Raw genomic sequence first — 17,285 nt, 5'->3', positions numbered from 1 at the left:
CTCAATCCGTCACCCTCCAGAGGAGCCGTCCACGCGAAACGTTCCATGGTGTACGCGAATTCTTCCACTGGCCCGCGAACTCACCCACCCTCTGCAACGAGGTACATCTGACTCTTTGTGGTCAGTGCTTGTCTGCCCCGACAAGGAGGACGAACGCGGTGAGAACGGCGGCAAGAGTCATCGCCGTCGCCGCCGGGACTGCGACGACTCGCCGGTCCGCGGGCCGCTGCTGACGGGCGAGTACGATCGCCACCCAGGCCCCCTGTGCGAGTACGCCGCCGATGAGGGCGAGCAGCAGTGGCATGAGGCCGTCCGGGATGGGCAAGGCGCTCGTCACGAAGGCTCCCGCGACAGGGCTCAAGCAGGCCAGCCCGATCCATGGGGCCACACGCCGCTTCGGGTGGACCCCCAGCAGGGCGGCCAGTGCCAGTCCCTCGCCGGCCGCGTGCACGAGGAGCGCCGCCATCACGGTGACTGACGGGGTCAGTGCCAGGGTCGCCCCCTCCAGAAAACGATGCAGTGCGAGCCCCGATGCCGAGCCGATGCCGCCCGCACGACCCCGCTCGCACGGGCAGCCGATACGAGCCACTGCACCCGTCGCCCCGTACGAGACGAGCGCGGCGAGTGGCACTGCCCACTGCGGCGCGCCGACCTCTTGCGCCTGATCCCACGCGTCGGGCAGAAGGTCGAGGACCGCGATGATCAGCAGAATCCCTGACGCTGCGGCAAGCAGGAGCTCCGACCGGCCGGATCCGCGCCGTGCCAGCCAGGCGCCGGCCGTGGTGGCCACAGCCACCAGGACCACGGCCACCAGCGTTTCGGTGGAGGGCAGCTGCCACCCGGTTCCTTTGTCGGTCTGCGCGCCTGCCGCGCAGAGCACGGAGAGCAGCATGTCATCGGCGGTAGCAGTACGAATCCGAGGAGGCGTCGCCGCCTTGCAGGCGCGTCTGGTGTACGCGCAACCCGGAGAACTCGGTGCCGTGCGGGAAGAAGCCGCTGTCGACCAGGAGCCCGCCGTGCGCGGTGTCGGCGTCGAGTTTGACCATCCACGGGTCGATGCCCGCGGGATAGAACTGCTCGTCCCAGGCGGCATACAAGGAGTTCGTCAGGTACACCCGCCGCCCGTCCCGGCTGAGCTCGACCATCTGTGCTCCGCCGGTCAGCGGAGTGTCGGGCTCGGCGGGGTGCGGCTGTCGGGTGACGATGCCGCCAAGTCGCACGGCCGCGGTCTGCCTGGGACGGAACGGGTCGCTCACGTCGTACTGGAGCAGGTCGCCGGTTCCCCAGGCGGATACGTACAGCCACTGGTCGTCCACCGACAGGTCGATGTCGGTGATCAATGGCGGCACGGCGCCGAACGGCTGCAGCGCCGGGGGCAGGTCCTCCGTTTGCGCGGGTTCGGCCGGGACGGTGATCACCTTGTGGATCACGAAGTCGTCACCCTCCCGGTTCCACAACCAGACCGATGCGGACAGGTCCTCCACGTTGACCACGGTGTTGGTGAAGCCCCACGTCGCCTCGGGGTCGTGCGCCGGGCGCAGTTCCAGGACCATCTGGTTCTCGTCCCCCAGGTCGAGGCTCTGCAGGTGCCGGCCGGAGTCCAGTTCCCAGAAGTGCAATGAGTGGCCGTACTGGCGACCCAGCAGCAGTTCGGGGACGATGCCGTCCTCGATCATCGAGGGACTCCCCCACTCGCTGGTCACGGCGATGTTCTGGCGCAGGTGCCACCAGACGTCGTAGGCGAGCCGCTGCGGTCCGCGGTCGCTCTCCCAGGCGCGCAGCACTTCGAAGCTTTCGTGGTCCAGCAGCGCGACGCCGCCAGGTCCGTCCGCACCGTCCGCGCCGCCCAGGCAGGACAGGAACATTCCGTCGGGCCCGCAGTGGAGTGTGTGCGGGCGGGAGTACCCGGCCTTGGCGGCCAGTTCCTCGGCCTCGATCACCTTGACCAGGTGGGGGCGGTCGGGATCGGGGCTGGTGTCGAAGACGTGCAGCCGGGATGAGCGCAGTCCGGGGACGATGAGGTAGCGCCGCGCAGCGTGCTGGTGACCGGCATGGGCCAGCGCGCTCGAGCAGGCGTTCCAGCCGAAGTGGTGCAGTTCGTTGCCCGGGTCGGGCAGCTCGGCGTGGGAGATCACGCGGCCGTACTCGGGGGATTCGGGGTCGGTACCGACGGTGAACAAGGCGTCGGCGCCCTGTGCGGTCGGGTCGAAACCGACGACGTAGGCGACCTTCTCGGGGGGCGCGGCGACGGCATCCGCCGGGGTGCGGTACAAGGTGGGGTCACTGTGATCGTCGCTGGAGTGAGCGTGCTCGGTCGTCGTCATGGCTGTTCCTCACTCCCGAACGGGAGCCTGGACCCGGCTGGACTCCCGACAGAGCAGCCGGGCTCACTCGTTCGAGATCGGCGTGCAGACGTGGGATATGTCCCGGATCAAGCGTTTCACACCCCCGGGAGCCCTGCCAAGGCGACAGCGCGCACCGCCCCAGCCCCCTCCCTGGAGCCGACGTCACAGCGCAGGAAGCACTGCTGGTCGGCTACGCCGTGGCAGGACAGGATCGCCAGCCGCGTCCCTTTTCCGCGTGGACGAGCCGGGACCGTCGAAGCGCTTGCCGGACCGTTCTGAGCTACTTCAGATACGACCTACTCCGGATACGACGGTAACTCAACAAAATCTTCCCATCACAGAGTGCAACACCGGCTCTCCTCAGAGGTCGGGAGGTTGCGCCGATGTCCTCGGTTCCAGGGCGGTCCAGGACGCCGGGCGAGGACCGCTCGGAGTAGGCGTGTTGAAGCCAGGCGACCAAGCACTCGCGCCCGCTGACACGGCTGAACCAGGCATCGGCTCTTCGGCTGTGGCGGTTCGAGTCCGTCCTCGCCCGACGAGCGTCTGCCGTCAGCCGCCGGGGGCTTTGGGGAGTGCGCGGTGGGCGTACCAGGCTTCGAGAGCCTGGGCGCGGGTGCCGGCCGGGTTCTGGCGGTGCCAGGCGCTGGTGAAGCGGTTGAACTCGAACTGCTCATCGATCTCGCGGGGCCTGGCCGCATCCGGGCGGGTGGTGTGCCAGTGGGCAACCGCGTCCGCCAGGGTCCGGCCAGGATTCTGGGCGATGAAGTCGCGCATGAAGGCGTCGAAGTGGAAGCCGGGGCCGATCGCCTCGACGAAGTACCTCCGCAGGACCTGGCTGCACCGCTGGCCGGCCGGGATCACGGTGTCGGCGTCGACGGGCTCGGCCAACTGCGCGGTCGCCGGGCCACGGCGGACCGGGGCGGCCGGCAGCGGCAGGCCGTCCAGCGCCGCGGCGAGCCGGGCGGTGAGCGCCGCCTTGCCGCCGTGCCGCGCGACGCCCAACGTGCGGGCGAGCCCGGTGAGCTCGTCCAGCGTCCAGTACCAGCGCAGCAGCTCGGCACCGGTGAGGTCGGCCGTCAGCGCCGGCCTGGACTCGCCGGCTGTCGTACTGGTGTTCCGATTCTCGTTCACGGCCGTCATTCTGCCGGACTGCGTCCTAGGGGTTCGTCCGTTCTGGTCGTGGCTGGGTGGGCCGTTCCCGGGGGGGCTGGGCCGGTCTGAGCGGCCGACCACCCCGCCGCGTCCGGTCTTTCGCGGCCATCCTCACCGAGCGTCCGGGCGAACGCGCGCCCGAATGGCTCGACGTCATCCGGCAGGACGACCTGACACCCTCCCCGCTGGCATCGACCGGTGCCGCGACGCCGTCGTCGCCGGACTCACCCCGCCCTGGAACTCAGGACTCGTCGAAGGCTGCGCCAGCCGCCCGAATCTCCAGGATCCGTCCCAGGATGCCTGTCTGCCGGAGCCTGAGTCACGGGCTCAACTGGTCCTTGTCGGCTACGGCTGGTGTCGGCGGGGTTCTTGGGCCGCTCGTCGGGCCGGCTGCCGGGACCGTTCACGATGACCCGATGGCTGGCGTTCATCGGGAGCGCGGCGCCCGGACGCGCGACACCGTTGGCCGTGCAGACTCGAGGTTCACACGGCGCACAACGCGTCGATTTCGGGAGGCAGAACTCCCGATGCTGACCGGCCTTCGAGAACCAGGGTCCCGGCGGTCTCACCGAAGAGACGGGCTCCCCGCCCAGCGGGTGAGCATGCCGACGGCCTCCGCACGGTCGGCGGGGGGCAGGTCGGCGATCGCCGTCCCGTGATTGGCGTCGGGGTCCCACAGGATGCGGGAGTCGCGCGTGCTGGGCCGGAAGGGCTCGGCGACGGAGGGGTCCTGGGCGCCGTTGACGAAGAGCAGCCGGCTGCCATGGCGGCGCACCCAACGGTCGATGTCCGGCATGGCGTCACGATCGAAGCGCATCGGGATGTCACGCGGGACGAACGTACGGGGCTCGATGGCGTTCGGATACCTCAGGAGGTCGGACAGGTGACGGGTGGCGAGGTCGAAGTAACCGAGCTGGGTGCCGAGTTGGTAGAAGTACGGGACGTAGTGCTGCAGGTCCGCGTCGGCGTAGAGAGGTAGGCCCGTGATGTCGTCCAGCCACGCGTACAGCTCGTCGGTGCCGGCGCCCGGGCCGGGTATGGAGGCACGGTCTGCGGCGGTGTTGCGCTGCCAGAACATGAACGGGGCCCGCAGGACTGCGATTTCGAGGGCCTTGTCGGCGCTGCCGACGATCCGGAACGCGGTGTTGCCGGCGGCGGCCCAGGCCTCGTAGCGGGCGACCAGCTCGGCGCGGCGCAGCAAGGCCTGTCGCTGCACGGTCCGCAGGGCCTCGCGGCAATCTGCGGTGCCCACGCTCTCCAGGAACCGCAAGTACGCGGTGTCGTCACGGTCGTCGACGTTGTTCGGGGCGGAGTAGGCGACCGTGCCGTCCACGTCGTGGGGGTGGAAGCGGCGGTGATAGATGCTGGCCATGCCGCCCTTGCTGCTGCCGATGGAGATCCACGCGCCGCGGTACAGACGGCGGAAGAGGCGGACGACACGGTGGTGGTCGTCGGCGGCCTGGCGGATCGTCAGCAGGGAGTGGTCGGCGTTCGCGGGGCGCGAGGTGCCGAAAAAGCGGTGCTCGACCTGGAGTTGGTTGCCGCCCAGCAGCACGGTCGGTTCGGCCCGTCGGGGGCTGAGTACCGCCTCGTAGCCCGTGCTGAACAGGACGGTGGGGCGGTCGACGGAGGTGTGCAGCAGGGTCAGGCGCTGCTCGAAGGTCCCGGCCGCGGGGTTCGTGTGGTCTGCCGGCTGGCGCAGGCCGAGGACGAAGAAGCGGTAGCCGGGCTCGGCGCCTTGGCGTTCCTCGAGCATGCTCAGCCCCGGCAGGGCCCGCAGAGCGGTCAGTATGTCGTCGCCGCCGAGGCGGGTCCGCTGCCGCACCGCGGCCGTTGCGGGGGCGGCCGCCGTGACGGCGAGGCCCGCCGTCAACGCCGCCGAGGTCAGCAGGCGCCGTCTCGTCCACGTGTGCATCGTGATTCCTCCTGAGCCATGACCACCGCGAGGGCACCAACCCCGGAGCGGCGCAGCGGTCTCTTCCCTGACTGGCTGACCGTTCCAGTACAGCCGGCGGGCGCCCCACCAAGATCCCGCGCCCGGGGGGACCGTCTCCCCCGGGCGGGGGAGACGGTCCCCTGCGATCACCTTTCCGGACAGGACTCAAGAGCCAGGCCCTACCACCACAACGACCTGCCGAACCCCAGAGGCCAACGGCAACCCGAGCCCCATCCGCTCCCGTGGCCTGGCAGGGCAACCGCCGGTGAGCATGAAAAGCACCTGGGGCAAGACCGGACACCAGCGCAACCAGAGGGGCCGTCCGACGCGGGCCGGCCCCGGCCGACAGGCTGGGCCTCGTGACGGAAGCGCCGCGCCTACTCGATCCGCTTCACCGCCGGCCGCTCACTGCTCACCGTGCAGCGGGAGACCTCCACGCACACCCGCAACTTCCGCCGCTGCCCACCGTCGACGACGGCGTAGTGCAGAACGGCGCACGTCGGCCACACCCGCTCCCCATTGCGGCCAGCAGTCGGCCGCGTGCTGTGACGACGGGCGCGGTCCCGCGCAAGGAGTTCACCCGACAGCGACACGCCCCCGCCTGTCACCCCGAGGCCCCCGCCGGCACCTGATCCACGGCCGCCGCACGTCCGCACCGGATCATATGTGACAGCGATGTACGGAACATGTCACAGGGCTCGTACCGCCAGGTTCCGTCGCTTCCCCCAGGGCCCCATCGGGTGGGATCTTTACCGGCCGGAGCGGCCCGCAGCGGGCCGCCGGGACGGAACGGGGTGACCCTTGACGCGCCAACAGCACCGCACAGACAAAGGCAGAACCGTCGGCAGCGCTCGCAGAACCGGCGGGATCGGCAGAATCGGCGGGAACCGCACAGCGCGCCGCCGAGCGGCGGTGACCGCCGCGGCGCTCGCCATGGCCGTACCACTGACCCTCGGGGCCGCAGGAGACGCGGGGGCGGTCGGGGACCACCCGATCGTCTTCGCCCGCTATACCGCAACAGCGCCCATCGAAGACCTCTACGGGATCTCCCCCAGTGGCGGCACACCCGTCCAGCTGACCCACACCGCCACTGTCAGCGACGTTATGCCCAGTTGGTCCCCGGACGGCAAGCGGGTGGCCTTCGTCCGCTACGGATCCGGTGGCGCCATCGACGGCATCTGGACGATGAAGAGCACGGGCGGCGACCTGAAGGTCGTCCCCGGCACCAAGGGCGCCTCCGACCCGGCGTGGTCCCCGGACGGCAAGCGGATCGCCTACGCCAAGCCGGTCGGCACCCAGCGCGAGATCTATGTGGCCGACATCGACGGCACCCCCGCCACCCGGCTCACCCACACCGCCGCGGACGACCTCCATCCGACCTGGTCCCCGGACGGCAAGTACCTGGCCTTCAACCGTGCGGACGCGGCCGGACACAGCAGGGTGATGCGGATCCGGCTGTCCACCATGGCGCAGACGGCCATCACCGGGGCGGGTTCCCACGACTGGACGCCCGACTGGTCGCACAACAACCGGATCGCCTTCAGCCGCGTGGACTCCTCGGGCTTCGCCCACCTCTACGTCGTCCGCCCCGACGGCACCGGACTGCACCGCATCACCGCCGCCCGCCTCAACGACAAGTACCCCTCCTGGTCTCCCGACGGCAGCCGCCTGGTCTTCACCAGGGGCGGTGCCGACGACGCGGACCCCGAACACCTCTACCTGGTACGGGCCGACGGCACCGGACTGACCCAGCTCACCAAGACCGACTCCCATGACCTGGAGGCGGACTGGCGCCCTTAGGACGCCCCTCGGCGGGCGGGTAGCCTGCCCGAATCCGGCGAACGCCCCTGCGGCCAGGGCGTTTCTTTCAGATCACCGGATCGTGAGCCTGGTCCGGCAGTCCGGGGGCTCATCCGCGTCCCGTACGGACTCACCGGCCTGCCCGCCGTCCTCCACCGTGTTGGTCGTCCCTGACAGCCGCAGGCTCCGGCCTGCGGCTGTTCTCACAGCTGACGCATCGACCACAACTGACACATCACCGCGACATCTCTGTCCGACCAGACGCGGTGCAGAGCTCACGATCTCCGCGCGAGCAAGCGGGTGCGCGTCTCAGCCTCGGCCCCGCACCGCCGCGAGGCACTGGTCGTAGAGGTCCGCGAGGTCGAGCCGTCCCTCGTGCTCGGCCCACAGTTCGGTGGCCGTGTCGACGCAGGCGAAGACCGTCGCGACGATCGCCTTGGCGCGTGGGTCGGCGGCCGGGCCGAGCGCCGGGCCGGTGGCCTGGTCGGCAACGGTGACGGCGCTCAGGCGGGCCTGGATGACCGGAACGAGGTCGGCCTGCCAGCGCAGCCGCTTCTCGACGTAGCGGGCGCGCAGCGAGGGGGTCGCGAAGATCAGGCGGGACAGCTCCAGCACCCGCTCCGGGGTGTGGTCGGCGGTGAGGATGACCTCGAATCCGGTGCGCAGGGCATCCCAGGGGGACACTTCCGCCGGCTGCCGCTCGACCGTCTGCTTCAGCAGCTCGCCCAGCGCCTCCTGGTCCCCGCAGACCAGGTCCTCCTTGGTCCCGAAGTAGCGGAACAGGGAGCGCTGCGAGATCCCCGCCTCCCGCGCGATCTGCGCGATCGTGGTCTGCTCGTAGCCCTGCTCGGCGAACAGCCGCAGCGCCGTGTCCAGGATCGCCTGGACGGCGGCCTGCCGCGATCGATCCCACAAGGTCGTCATGTGACCCAAGACTACCGCCCCTCTGGACAGTAGCCGCCAGCTTGGCATTAACTGCCAGGTAGGCAGTGACTGCACAGAGGAGAAAGTCATGACAGCGGTCGACTACAACGGCCAGACCACCCTGATCACCGGTGCCAGCGCGGGCCTCGGCGCCGAGTTCGCCCGCCGGCTGGCCGCCCGCGGCTCCGACCTGGTGCTGGTCGCACGGCGCAAGGAACGCCTGGAGGAACTGGCCGCCGACCTGCACGCACGCCACGGGATCCAGGTGCACGTGCTGGCGATGGACCTGTCCGTCGGCACCCCCGGGCAGGCGCTGGCCGAACGGTTGGAGCGGCTCGGCCTGTCCGTCACCAGCGTGATCAACAACGCCGGGTTCGCCACCTTCGGCCCCTTCCACCAGGCGGATCCTGAGCGGCTGCGGCGCGAGATCGCCGTCGATGTGACCGCGGTGGCGGACATCAGCCGCGCCTTCATCGGGCAGCTGCGGACGGCGGGCCGCGGGGTGCTGGTCAATGTGGCGAGCATGGCCGCCTACCAGCCCAACCCCCGCATGGCGCTCTACGGGGCGACCAAGGCGTTCGTGCTGAGCCTCACCGAGGCGCTGTGGGAGGAGTCCCGCGGCACCGGTCTGCGGGTGCTGGCCCTGTCCCCCGGCGCCACCCGGACCGAGTTCTTCGATGTCGTGGGCACCGAGCGTGCCGCCGGCGGGACCAAGCTCGCCTCGCCCGTCGACGTCGTCCGCACCGCGCTGGCCGCACTCGACCGCAGGAACCCGCCGCCCAGCGTCATCACGGGAAGCCTGAACCGGGTGATGGCCTTCCTCGCCCGCCGTCTGGCCACCCGGCGGCAGGTCATCCGGGCCGTCGGCCGACTCACCGCCGAGGGGGCATGACGATGGGCGGGAAGGCTGTCGTTCTGGGTGGGGTGGAGGCGGCCCGGTGGCGATCGGCCGACAGGTCGGCCTGCTGACCGGGCTGGCCGAGTCCGGCTGCGATCTGTCCGGTGCCGACTTGGTCGTCGGCACCTCCGCAGGAGCGCTGGTGGGGGCGTTCCTGGCTCGTGGAGCCGACTTGTCGGGCGCGTTGCGCTCGCTCGCCAGGATGGCGCAGGCCATGAGCGCGGACCAGTTGGCGGAGGGTTCGCAGGTTCTCCTCGCCGCGATGGCGCAGGCCAGCCAGGGACCCGAGGCGCTGCGGTCGATCGGGCGACTCGCCGTACAGCACCGCACTCTGCTCGACGAGGCGTCGTTCCTCGGACTGGTCACCGACCTCGTCGGCCAGGCCTGGCCGACGACGTTCCGGTGCACCGCGACCGCCATCGACACAGGCGAGGTCGTGGTGTGGACCGCCGACTCCGCGGTGGAGCTGCATCTCGCCGTCGCCGCCGGCTGCGCCGCGCCGGTCCTCTTCGCACCCGTGACCATCGGCGGACGCCGCTACCTGGACGGCGGCGTGCTCAGCCATGTCAACGCCCGGGCCGCCGCCGACGCCGAGCGCATGGTGGTCCCGTCGTGCTTTCCCCTCGACCAACCGCCAGCCGCTTTCCAGACGGTCCAACAAGAGATCGCGGAGCTACGTGCTGCGGGCGTCGCCCTGCTGACAGTGGAGCCCTCTCCCGAAGTCTTCACGCTGGGCGCGGGCGGCCCGGCCATGATGAACCCCGCACTGGCCGAACAGGCATACACCCTCGGACGCGCACAGGCGGGCATCGAGAGAGGCCGCACAGCAGCGTAGTTCGGGTGATGGCACAGGTGAGAGTGGTGGGCGGCTGGTCGGGGTGGCCTCGCCCGTCCACCCGCCAGAGCCACCGGAATCGTCAGCCGACGGGTGATCCGCGGACACCGCCGCTTCCGGGCGGTGCCGAAGGATCGCCGCAGGAGCGGCCGAGGCATCAGGGCGGGGAAGGCCACCACGGGCACGTCATCCGCCACGCTCCTTGAGGCAGGTACCGATGATCGGCCGCCGGCCGGCGGCAGCCTCTCATGCTCCCCCGAATCCCACTCGATGACGTGGGGCAGTTGTTGTCTGTGGCCGACCCGCGCTCGGCAGGCGTCGGTCCGACACAGCGCATGATGCTCCTGAGTGACACGATCGGTGCTATGGGCACCGAGACGGACTGGGCGTACCGGGTGTTCGAGCCGCACGGCTCGGAGGGATGGCGCCCCTACGGCAGCGACCCCGAACGGTGGCGGGGCACGATCACCGCCGACGATTCGAGCGAGGGACCCCAGTACGCTCTCTCGCTCGTCGTCGCCGACCTGATGAGCGAGTGGAAGGCACGCGGCCTTCACCGGGCGAAGCACGTGCGGGTCTGCCTCTGGCGCGAGGAGGAGGGCGAGGCCGAGGACGCCGACGCCATCGTGGAGGTCCGGCCGAACATCGACGGAGAGTGACCCGCTGCTCCGGGGTGGGTTCGCCGAAAAGCTGCCCAGTTGTGCGGCGCGGAGCGAGCAGGTCCGGACTTCGGGCCCCGGACTGTGCAAGCGGGTGGGATCAGGAGGTGGCGCCACGGCCTCGCAGTCGCGCGCCTCCTTCATGATCGGCCGGGCCGATCAGCTCGCCTCGACGGTCGACGCCGTGACGGCGGAGGCGAAGTCCGGCTGCACACCCAGCTGGGCGAGCATGACGCTGGCGCCCACGTAGCGGTTGAACTCCTTGATCCTGCCGTCTTCGATGAACCAGAAGTCGGCGGTTGGGACGTCGAGCTTGGCGCCGGTCGGCTGGATGACGCCGGCGGGCGTCTCGAACGGCCCGGTGAAGGTGCCCTGGATCGTCAGCTCGACGGCAACGATGTTGCCCATGACGTGGAACCGGTGGAGCTCACGGTGGACGTCGGGCGCCGGCCGGCCCATGGCCATCGGCGGAGACCGCTGCCTGCTCGGCCACTTCCTCCAGGTCGTCGCAGAACCACGCACCCAAGGGCGCCACCCGCATCGCCGCCCCGTTGCCGAGACTGCCCTGGCCGTCCAAGAGGCCCCGCCTGTGGACTCGCCAACTCGACGGCCGCTCAGCGAGCTTGGGCAACAGCTCGTGCATGCCGTATCCGTATCCGCGGGCGGCGTCGAAGAGGTAGGTCGCAGCGAACGTCGCCGCTAGGTCGTCCTGGTGAACCGCGCCGTGCGTCTCCAGGACAGGACTCGGCAGACCGAGAGCGCCATTGCCGTGTCGTCCGTCCAGTGCCACGACGGCTCCTCGGGGGTCCGTCGCTCCTGGATCGCCTCGAAAGCCTCCTGAGCGGGACGGAAGCGCGGAAACCAGCGCTCCCCGAAAGCGTCTCCGAGGGGTAGGCCCTCCAGGGAATCACGGGCGGCATCGTTGAGGAACACGGGCCGCATGCTGCCAGCGCACCCCACCGCTGTGCACCCGGATTCCCTCCCGGCCCGTTCGAAGCCCCGCCGGTCCGCATCCGGCTGCGACCCCCATCCGACAACTCATTTTTCCTTGACAAATTATTTTGTCGGAGGGAGGCTGAGAGCGTGCTGGACGTCGCTGATATCGAAGACCCCGCCGCGGCCGAGGTGTCACTGGCCCCCATCCGGGCGAGGACCCTCGCCGCCCTGGCCGAGCCGGGCCCGGCCACGATGCCGGCGGCCCGGCTGGGCCTGGCCTGGCAGAAGGTCGACTGCCACCTGCAGGAACTGGAGCGGCCCGGGCCCCAGTGCCTTGGGTGCCGTGAGCCCCGGCCCCTCGCGCCGCCCGTCGGCTGCCGGCCCTCGCCTTCCGGCTGGTCCAAGAGGTCGGGGCTCAGCTCGCCCTGGCCTCACAGGCCCCGCACCGGGCCGCAACGCTCGGCATCGACGCCGAGATCCGGTTCGCCTCCGCGGCCGACCGGGCGGCCTTCGCCGAGGAGCTGACCCGACCGGCGACGGCCCTGGCCGGTCGCCGACACGACAAGTCCGCGGCAAGCGGCCGGCGGCACCGCCTCGTCATCGGGCTGCACCAGGGCCCGGCAGCGACGTCGGAACAGCCGCCTTTCGCGGCGCTCTCCAGTGGATCCTCACGGGACACCGCCGCCTCGAGCGCGACCGAAGCGCTCACGCGGCAATCGAATACCGGACACGAGACATCAAGGAAACAAGGATGCGTACTCTGATCAGCACTGCCTTCATCTCGCTCGACGGCGTCGTGGAGGCGCCGGGTGGCGAACCCGGATACCGGAACGCCGGATGGACCTTCAAGGACGTCGAGTTCATCCCCGAGGCGTTCGAGATCAAGGGGCTGGAGCAGAAGGAAGCCACCGCGATCCTGATGGGCAGGGTCAGCTACCAGGCGTTCAGCCCGGTGTGGCCGGACATGGAGGAATTCTCCGACTACAAGTCGATGCCGAAGTACGTCGTCTCCACCACCCTGACCGACGACGACCTGGTCTCGAACTGGGGCGAGACCACGATCCTGCGCTCACTCGACCAGGTCGCCGCCCTGAAGGAGACCGACGGGGGCCCGATCATCGTCCATGGCAGCGCCTCCCTGAACCACAGTCTCTCGGACGCGGGCCTGATCGACCGCTACCACCTGCTGGTCTTCCCGCTGCTGCTCGGCGCGGGCAAGCGTCTGTTCAACACTGCGGACAAGGACACCCAGAAGCTGAAGCTGGTCGAGCACGACGTCTACGCCAACGGCCTGCAGAAGCAGGTCTTCGACGTCGTCCACTGACAAGTTCTGCGGCGGGCGGCGCTCCTTTCCAGTCCAGCGCGCCGCGAGTGCCCGTGTCCCCGCCTCAGCGCCAGGAGGGGTGGCCTTCCGGCATGCTGCCGGTGGTGAGCTTGCGGTCGCCGGTACCGTCCGTGCGGACGGCCCAGATGGCCGGTTGGTCGAAGGGCCCCCGGACGAAGGCCACCCACTTGCCGTCCGGAGACCAGACCGGGTCCATCTCCTGGGCGGCGGTCGCGACCAGTGCTCTGTCGCCCGTGCCGTCAGTCCCGACGATGTGGATGTCTCCCCCTGTCCCCACGCCGGGCGCCCCGGCGGTGTAGGCGAAGTACTTGCCGTCCGGCGACCAGACGGGGTCGAGCGCCCGCCGGGACTGGTGGGTCACCTGCCGGGGTTCACTGCCCGGCTGCGACGGATCGACCAGGTGGATCTGCCAGCCCGACGTCTTCTGCAGACAGATGGCGATGTACCTGCCGTCGGGGGACCAGGCCGGGTCCTCCACCTTCCCGGTGCCGGTGGTCAGTTGCTGCGCGGAGCCGTCCGAGACGTTCACCACGGACAACTGCTGCACCCCGCCCTCCCGACGCAGGACGGCCAGTCGACTGCCGTCCGGGGACCAGGACACCCGGCCGCCGGAGATGGCGGCGATGCGGCGGGCGCCGGTGCCGTCCGCGTTCGCCGTCCAGACGGCCGACTCCTGCGACGTCTTGCGTGTGAACGCGAAGGACTTGTGGTCGGGGGACCACTGCGGGAGGACGTCGCATGTGCCGTCGATCAGCTGTTTCGGGTTGTCCGTGGCGGAATCGCGGCGGCCGATCACACTGTGGCATGTCGAGGTCGACGATCCGGGGTCCGTGTCCAGCCGGACGAGCAGCGGGGCGTCGGGAAACGCCGCGGGGGTCGATCGCCGGGGCGACGACGAGGCACCCTTGCCGCTGTCGCCCGTCTTGGCGGAACCGGCCCAGGGCTGCCAAACGAGCAGGCCCGCGGTGGCCGCCGCGGCGAGCAGCGCCGCCACGGCGACGACCGTCCCGCGACGACCCCGCCGCTCCCCCGTACCGCCCGCCGGTCCGTTTCCGCCGGGCGGGAAGGGGCCGCCGGGTGGGACAGGGCCGCCGAGCGGCGATGCAGGGTCGGGTCTGAGGTTGGGCGCGGGCCCGAAGCCGGGGCCGGGCGGTGGCTGGACGGTCAGGGGGTGGGAGGCCACGGCCGTCCCCTCGGCAACCGTCGGTGGGGCAGACATGGTCGTGCGCGGGTCGGCGGGCGCGGCTGCCGGGCGATCCGGCGGTGCGACGTACGCCGCCGGGTCCTGGCTCCGTACGAGCGCGGTCGCCTCCGCGGGCAGCCAAACGTCGTCCGACGGATGATGGACCGTCAGGTGATTCAGGAACTCCATCGGACCGGGGCGGTCGCGTGGGTCCTTGGCCAGGCAGGCCGCGACGAGCCCGCGCAGCCGGCCAGGGACGCCCGTGAGGTCCGGCTGTTCGTGGACGACGCGATAGTGCCGGGCCGCCGACGCCCCGTCGCCGAAAGGAGCGACGCCCGCCGCCTGGGCGAGCACCACGCCCAGGGCGAACATGTCCACCGCTGGAGTGAGCGTACCCCCGGTGAGCTGCTCCGGCGCGAGAAAGCCGGGGGTGCCGATCTGGAACCCGGTCTGTGTCAGGGCCGTACCGTCGAGGGCCCGCGCGATGCCGAAGTCGATGACCCGGGGGCCGTCCTCCGCGATGATGATGTTGGCGGGCTTCAGGTCGCGGTGGATGACTCCGGCCTGGTGAATCGCCGCCAGCGCCTCGGCGAGGCCGGCGGCCAGCACGGTGAGCGTGTCCACGGGAAGGGGGCTCACCCGGTCGAGCACCGCCTGCAGGGTGGGTCCGGGCACGTAGGCCGTCACCAGCCAGGCCGGCTCCCCCTCCGGGTCGGCGTCCACGACCGGCGCGGTGTGGAAGCCGCCGACGCGGCGGGCCGCGGACACTTCCTCGGCGAACCTACGCCGGAATCCCGGTTCCGTGCTCAGCTCGGGCCGTACGACCTTGACGGCCACGGGCCGGCCCGAACGCGACCGGCCGAAGTAGACGACGCCCATTCCGCCTTGGCCGAGCCGTCCGACCAGCCGGTACTTGCCCTCCCCGACAGAGGCGGGATCGCCCGCTTCGAGCGGCCTCATGACTCCCCCCATCTCGCTCCTCCGGCGCGGCTTCGGGAACTCGCCACCCCGCCCCCGATGCCCGTCAAGCGGCCGTCATCAGCCGCAAAGCTCCCCAATTCCGGCCATCAGTCTAGATGGTCCGCTCGCGGAGTCATTGAGTCGGAACGGTGACGCATGAGCGGCCGTCATCGCCGAGGAAACCAGCTTCACCGTCCTGGCCGCGTCAGTGCTCCGGTCGCCGTCCTCGGAGGCGGACACCTCTGCTCGGCCCGCCGGGGAGCGGCTGCAGGTCGGCTACTGGCAGCCGCAGACTCCTGGTGCAGCTCTCTTCAATTCGTGGGACTGATCAGTGGGCTCGCCGGCCCGTGGGCATGGGGGTCAGCCGCTGCCGCCGGTGCCGCCCTTGCCGCCCGTGCCGCCGGTCTCGCAGCCGAGGCCGAGACAGATCCCGCCGGTGCCGCCCTTACCGCCCTTACCGCCGTCGCCGGTGCCCACCGCGACCCCGCCCGTCCCGCCGGTGCCACCGTTCGCACTGCCCCCGCAGATCCCGGCGCAGATTCCGCCCTGGCCCCCGATGCCGCCCTCGCGGCCCGGTGCGCCGGTCGTGCCGGTACCGCCGTTGGCGCTGCCCTCGCACAGTCCGGCACAGATACCGCCCTTGCCCCCGTTGCTCCCGTTGACGGTCCCGTTGCAGCTGCCCGCACACACCTGGTCGCCGATGCGGAGGCTGCCGTTGCCCACCGTGACGGAGCCGAACGACGCACTGCCGATCTGCCCGCCGCCACCCGGCTGGGTGCCCTCGGCGGGAAGCTGCCGGGCGGCGGCCATCGCGGCCGAATGACTCTGCGGCATCGGTGCCGCCATCGCGGTCGGCGCCAGTGCTCCGGCCGTCAGACCGGCGGTCAGCGCAGTGGAGACGGTGAGACCGAGACGGAGCTTCCAAGAACGCACACGCATGATGTTTCCCTTTTCGAAGAATTTTTTTCCGTGCGGCATATTTCGCTGCGTTGAATGAATCCGGGCGATGACGCCTCGCGCGGGGCAGAAATTCGGGACTTGGCAGAAACGCCCCGACCCGCATCGAGTCGGGGCGTCTGGGATGCCTCTCAGGAGCCGAGGAGGGAATTCAGGTTCACCAGCGCGGCCCAGTCGCCCTGGCGGACCTGCTTGACCCAGGTGTCGATCTCCTTCTCCGAGATCTTGTACTTCTTGGCGACGTCGGACTTCTTCGCCTGCCCGGACTCCACGATCAGCACGATCCGTAGCTTGTCCACGACCGTGAGCTCAGACTTGGGTTTGTCCGGCAGGTCGCCCAACGCGAAGCAGCCGCGCTCGCCGGGCTTGCCCGGCTCCCCCGGCTCACCGGGCGCACCGCCCTTGCCGCCTTCCCCGCCCTGTCCGCAGTGGGAATGGTCGGCCGAGGCCACCTGGCTGACGCCCGGGGTGACACCCGGCGACGCCTGGGCGGCACACGCGGCGCCGGTGGCGATGGCCATCGAGGCCACTGCCAGGACGAGCGGCCGCCGCCAGCGAATTCTGGACATGGGGTTCTCCGTTTTCCTTGAGCGAGGATGGGGTTTCGCGGGCGCTGCGCCGGCTTGCCCGACTCCGCTCGCGTTGATCAATGGGGGCGGAGGCCTCGCGGGCCTCCGCCCCACCGGGTGGAGCGGTCAGAAGATGCTGCCGCCCCCGGCGCCACCGCCGCCGCCCTGGCCGCCGAACAGAACGCCGAACCCACCGGCGCCGCCCTTGCCGCCATTGCCGCCCTGGAAGACGCCGAATCCTCCGTTGCCGCCCTTACCGCCGTTGCCGCCGATGACACCGTCGCCACCGCCACCACCGCCGCCGCCGTTGCCGCCGAACAGGCCGGTGCCTCCGTTGCCGCCCTTACCGCCGTTGCCGCCGATGACACCGTCGCCACCGCCACCACCGCCGCCGCCACCACCGCCGGCCAGGATGCCGTTGCCGCCATTGCCGCCGTTGCCGCCGTTGCCGCCGACGCCCAGGACGCTGCCGCCACCGGAGCCACCGGAACCGCCACCGCCGCCGATCAGGCCGCCGCCTCCGTCTCCGCCGTCACCGCCGGCACCGCCGCCGTGGACGAAGCTCACGACGCCCGTGGCGGGCATCGGGGCGGCCGTCGCGGCGGACGCCGGAAGGATGATGCCCCCGGTGATCACCGCGGCCGAGGCCACGAGCGTCGCGAGGCGGAAGCCCCGGCGCTTAGCACGGCCGTCGTTCTGCGTGTGAAAAATACGGGTCATGGTTTCTCTCCTACCGATACAGGGACTCTTTTGCGTGCCCCGGGAATTCAGGACGGCGGTCGGCGG

At 70.7% G+C, this 17,285-nt stretch carries 16 protein-coding genes; 5 read left to right on the top strand and 11 right to left on the bottom strand.

Annotated elements, in window-relative coordinates; all coding sequences use genetic code 11:
* Positions 1-121: 121 nt before the first annotated feature.
* The 4 genes from Q8A52_RS16100 to Q8A52_RS16085 all read right to left on the bottom strand — a co-directional run bounded on the left by Q8A52_RS16100 (position 122) and on the right by Q8A52_RS16085 (position 5,412).
* The gene (locus Q8A52_RS16100; RefSeq protein WP_316752495.1) at positions 122-892 is read right to left on the bottom strand and encodes a hypothetical protein; all 771 of its coding nucleotides are present in this window, start codon (positions 890-892) and stop codon (positions 122-124) included.
* A 1-nt stretch (position 893) separates the two neighbouring features.
* Entirely contained in the window at positions 894-2,324 is a 1,431-nt protein-coding gene (locus tag Q8A52_RS16095) for a selenium-binding protein SBP56-related protein (RefSeq protein WP_316752492.1), read from the bottom strand.
* 570 nt (positions 2,325-2,894) lie between these two features.
* Positions 2,895-3,476 (bottom strand): DUF6434 domain-containing protein, encoded by a 582-nt coding sequence (locus Q8A52_RS16090; RefSeq protein ID WP_316752490.1) that lies wholly within the window; start codon positions 3,474-3,476, stop codon positions 2,895-2,897.
* 586 nt (positions 3,477-4,062) lie between these two features.
* Positions 4,063-5,412 carry a S28 family serine protease gene (locus tag Q8A52_RS16085; protein ID WP_316752488.1) on the bottom strand — a complete coding sequence of 450 codons (1,350 nt, stop codon included), beginning with the start codon at positions 5,410-5,412 and terminating at the stop codon, positions 4,063-4,065.
* A 933-nt stretch (positions 5,413-6,345) separates the two neighbouring features.
* Here Q8A52_RS16085 and Q8A52_RS16080 point away from each other — a divergent pair.
* Positions 6,346-7,233, top strand: a complete 888-nt coding sequence (locus tag Q8A52_RS16080) for a hypothetical protein (RefSeq protein WP_316752487.1) — start codon at positions 6,346-6,348, stop codon at positions 7,231-7,233.
* Between the two features lie 309 nt (positions 7,234-7,542).
* Here Q8A52_RS16080 and Q8A52_RS16075 read toward each other — a convergent pair whose 3' ends face one another.
* The gene (locus Q8A52_RS16075) at positions 7,543-8,157 is read right to left on the bottom strand and encodes a TetR family transcriptional regulator (protein ID WP_316752485.1); all 615 of its coding nucleotides are present in this window, start codon (positions 8,155-8,157) and stop codon (positions 7,543-7,545) included.
* Between the two features lie 88 nt (positions 8,158-8,245).
* Here Q8A52_RS16075 and Q8A52_RS16070 point away from each other — a divergent pair, with 88 nt between their 5' ends.
* From Q8A52_RS16070 to Q8A52_RS16060, 3 genes are all read left to right on the top strand, one after another.
* Positions 8,246-9,049, top strand: coding sequence for an SDR family NAD(P)-dependent oxidoreductase (locus Q8A52_RS16070; RefSeq protein ID WP_316752483.1), 804 nt, complete (start codon positions 8,246-8,248; stop codon positions 9,047-9,049).
* 46 nt (positions 9,050-9,095) lie between these two features.
* Positions 9,096-9,890 carry a patatin-like phospholipase family protein gene (locus Q8A52_RS16065; RefSeq protein WP_316752481.1) on the top strand — a complete coding sequence of 265 codons (795 nt, stop codon included), beginning with the start codon at positions 9,096-9,098 and terminating at the stop codon, positions 9,888-9,890.
* 365 nt (positions 9,891-10,255) lie between these two features.
* The gene (locus Q8A52_RS16060) at positions 10,256-10,549 is read left to right on the top strand and encodes a hypothetical protein (RefSeq protein WP_316752479.1); all 294 of its coding nucleotides are present in this window, start codon (positions 10,256-10,258) and stop codon (positions 10,547-10,549) included.
* A 159-nt stretch (positions 10,550-10,708) separates the two neighbouring features.
* Here the strand turns inward: Q8A52_RS16060 and Q8A52_RS16055 are convergent, their stop codons facing one another.
* On the bottom strand, positions 10,709-10,957 hold the full coding sequence (locus Q8A52_RS16055; protein WP_316752477.1) for a hypothetical protein: 249 nt from the start codon (positions 10,955-10,957) through the stop codon (positions 10,709-10,711).
* A 19-nt stretch (positions 10,958-10,976) separates the two neighbouring features.
* Positions 10,977-11,339, bottom strand: a complete 363-nt coding sequence (locus Q8A52_RS16050) for an ADP-ribosylglycohydrolase family protein (RefSeq protein WP_316752475.1) — start codon at positions 11,337-11,339, stop codon at positions 10,977-10,979.
* Between the two features lie 897 nt (positions 11,340-12,236).
* Between Q8A52_RS16050 and Q8A52_RS16045 the strand changes: the two genes are divergently transcribed.
* Positions 12,237-12,809, top strand: coding sequence for a dihydrofolate reductase family protein (locus Q8A52_RS16045; RefSeq protein ID WP_316752473.1), 573 nt, complete (start codon positions 12,237-12,239; stop codon positions 12,807-12,809).
* 64 nt (positions 12,810-12,873) lie between these two features.
* Here the strand turns inward: Q8A52_RS16045 and Q8A52_RS16040 are convergent, their stop codons facing one another.
* The 4 genes from Q8A52_RS16040 to Q8A52_RS16025 all read right to left on the bottom strand — a co-directional run bounded on the left by Q8A52_RS16040 (position 12,874) and on the right by Q8A52_RS16025 (position 17,219).
* Complete coding sequence (locus Q8A52_RS16040; protein ID WP_316752471.1) at positions 12,874-14,973, bottom strand: protein kinase domain-containing protein; 2,100 nt, start codon at positions 14,971-14,973, stop codon at positions 12,874-12,876.
* A 360-nt stretch (positions 14,974-15,333) separates the two neighbouring features.
* On the bottom strand, positions 15,334-15,912 hold the full coding sequence (locus Q8A52_RS16035) for a hypothetical protein (protein ID WP_316752468.1): 579 nt from the start codon (positions 15,910-15,912) through the stop codon (positions 15,334-15,336).
* A 149-nt stretch (positions 15,913-16,061) separates the two neighbouring features.
* Positions 16,062-16,499 carry a helix-turn-helix domain-containing protein gene (locus Q8A52_RS16030; RefSeq protein WP_316752465.1) on the bottom strand — a complete coding sequence of 146 codons (438 nt, stop codon included), beginning with the start codon at positions 16,497-16,499 and terminating at the stop codon, positions 16,062-16,064.
* A gap of 126 nt (positions 16,500-16,625) precedes the next feature.
* Complete coding sequence (locus Q8A52_RS16025) at positions 16,626-17,219, bottom strand: hypothetical protein (RefSeq protein ID WP_316752463.1); 594 nt, start codon at positions 17,217-17,219, stop codon at positions 16,626-16,628.
* Positions 17,220-17,285: the final 66 nt, after the last annotated feature.

This window comes from Streptomyces herbicida (assembly GCF_032656585.1).
Taxonomy (GTDB): Bacteria; Actinomycetota; Actinomycetes; order Streptomycetales; family Streptomycetaceae; genus Streptomyces; species Streptomyces herbicida.
The sequence above is the reverse complement of the archived record's forward strand: the minus strand, read 5'-3'. Positions and strand labels throughout refer to the sequence as shown.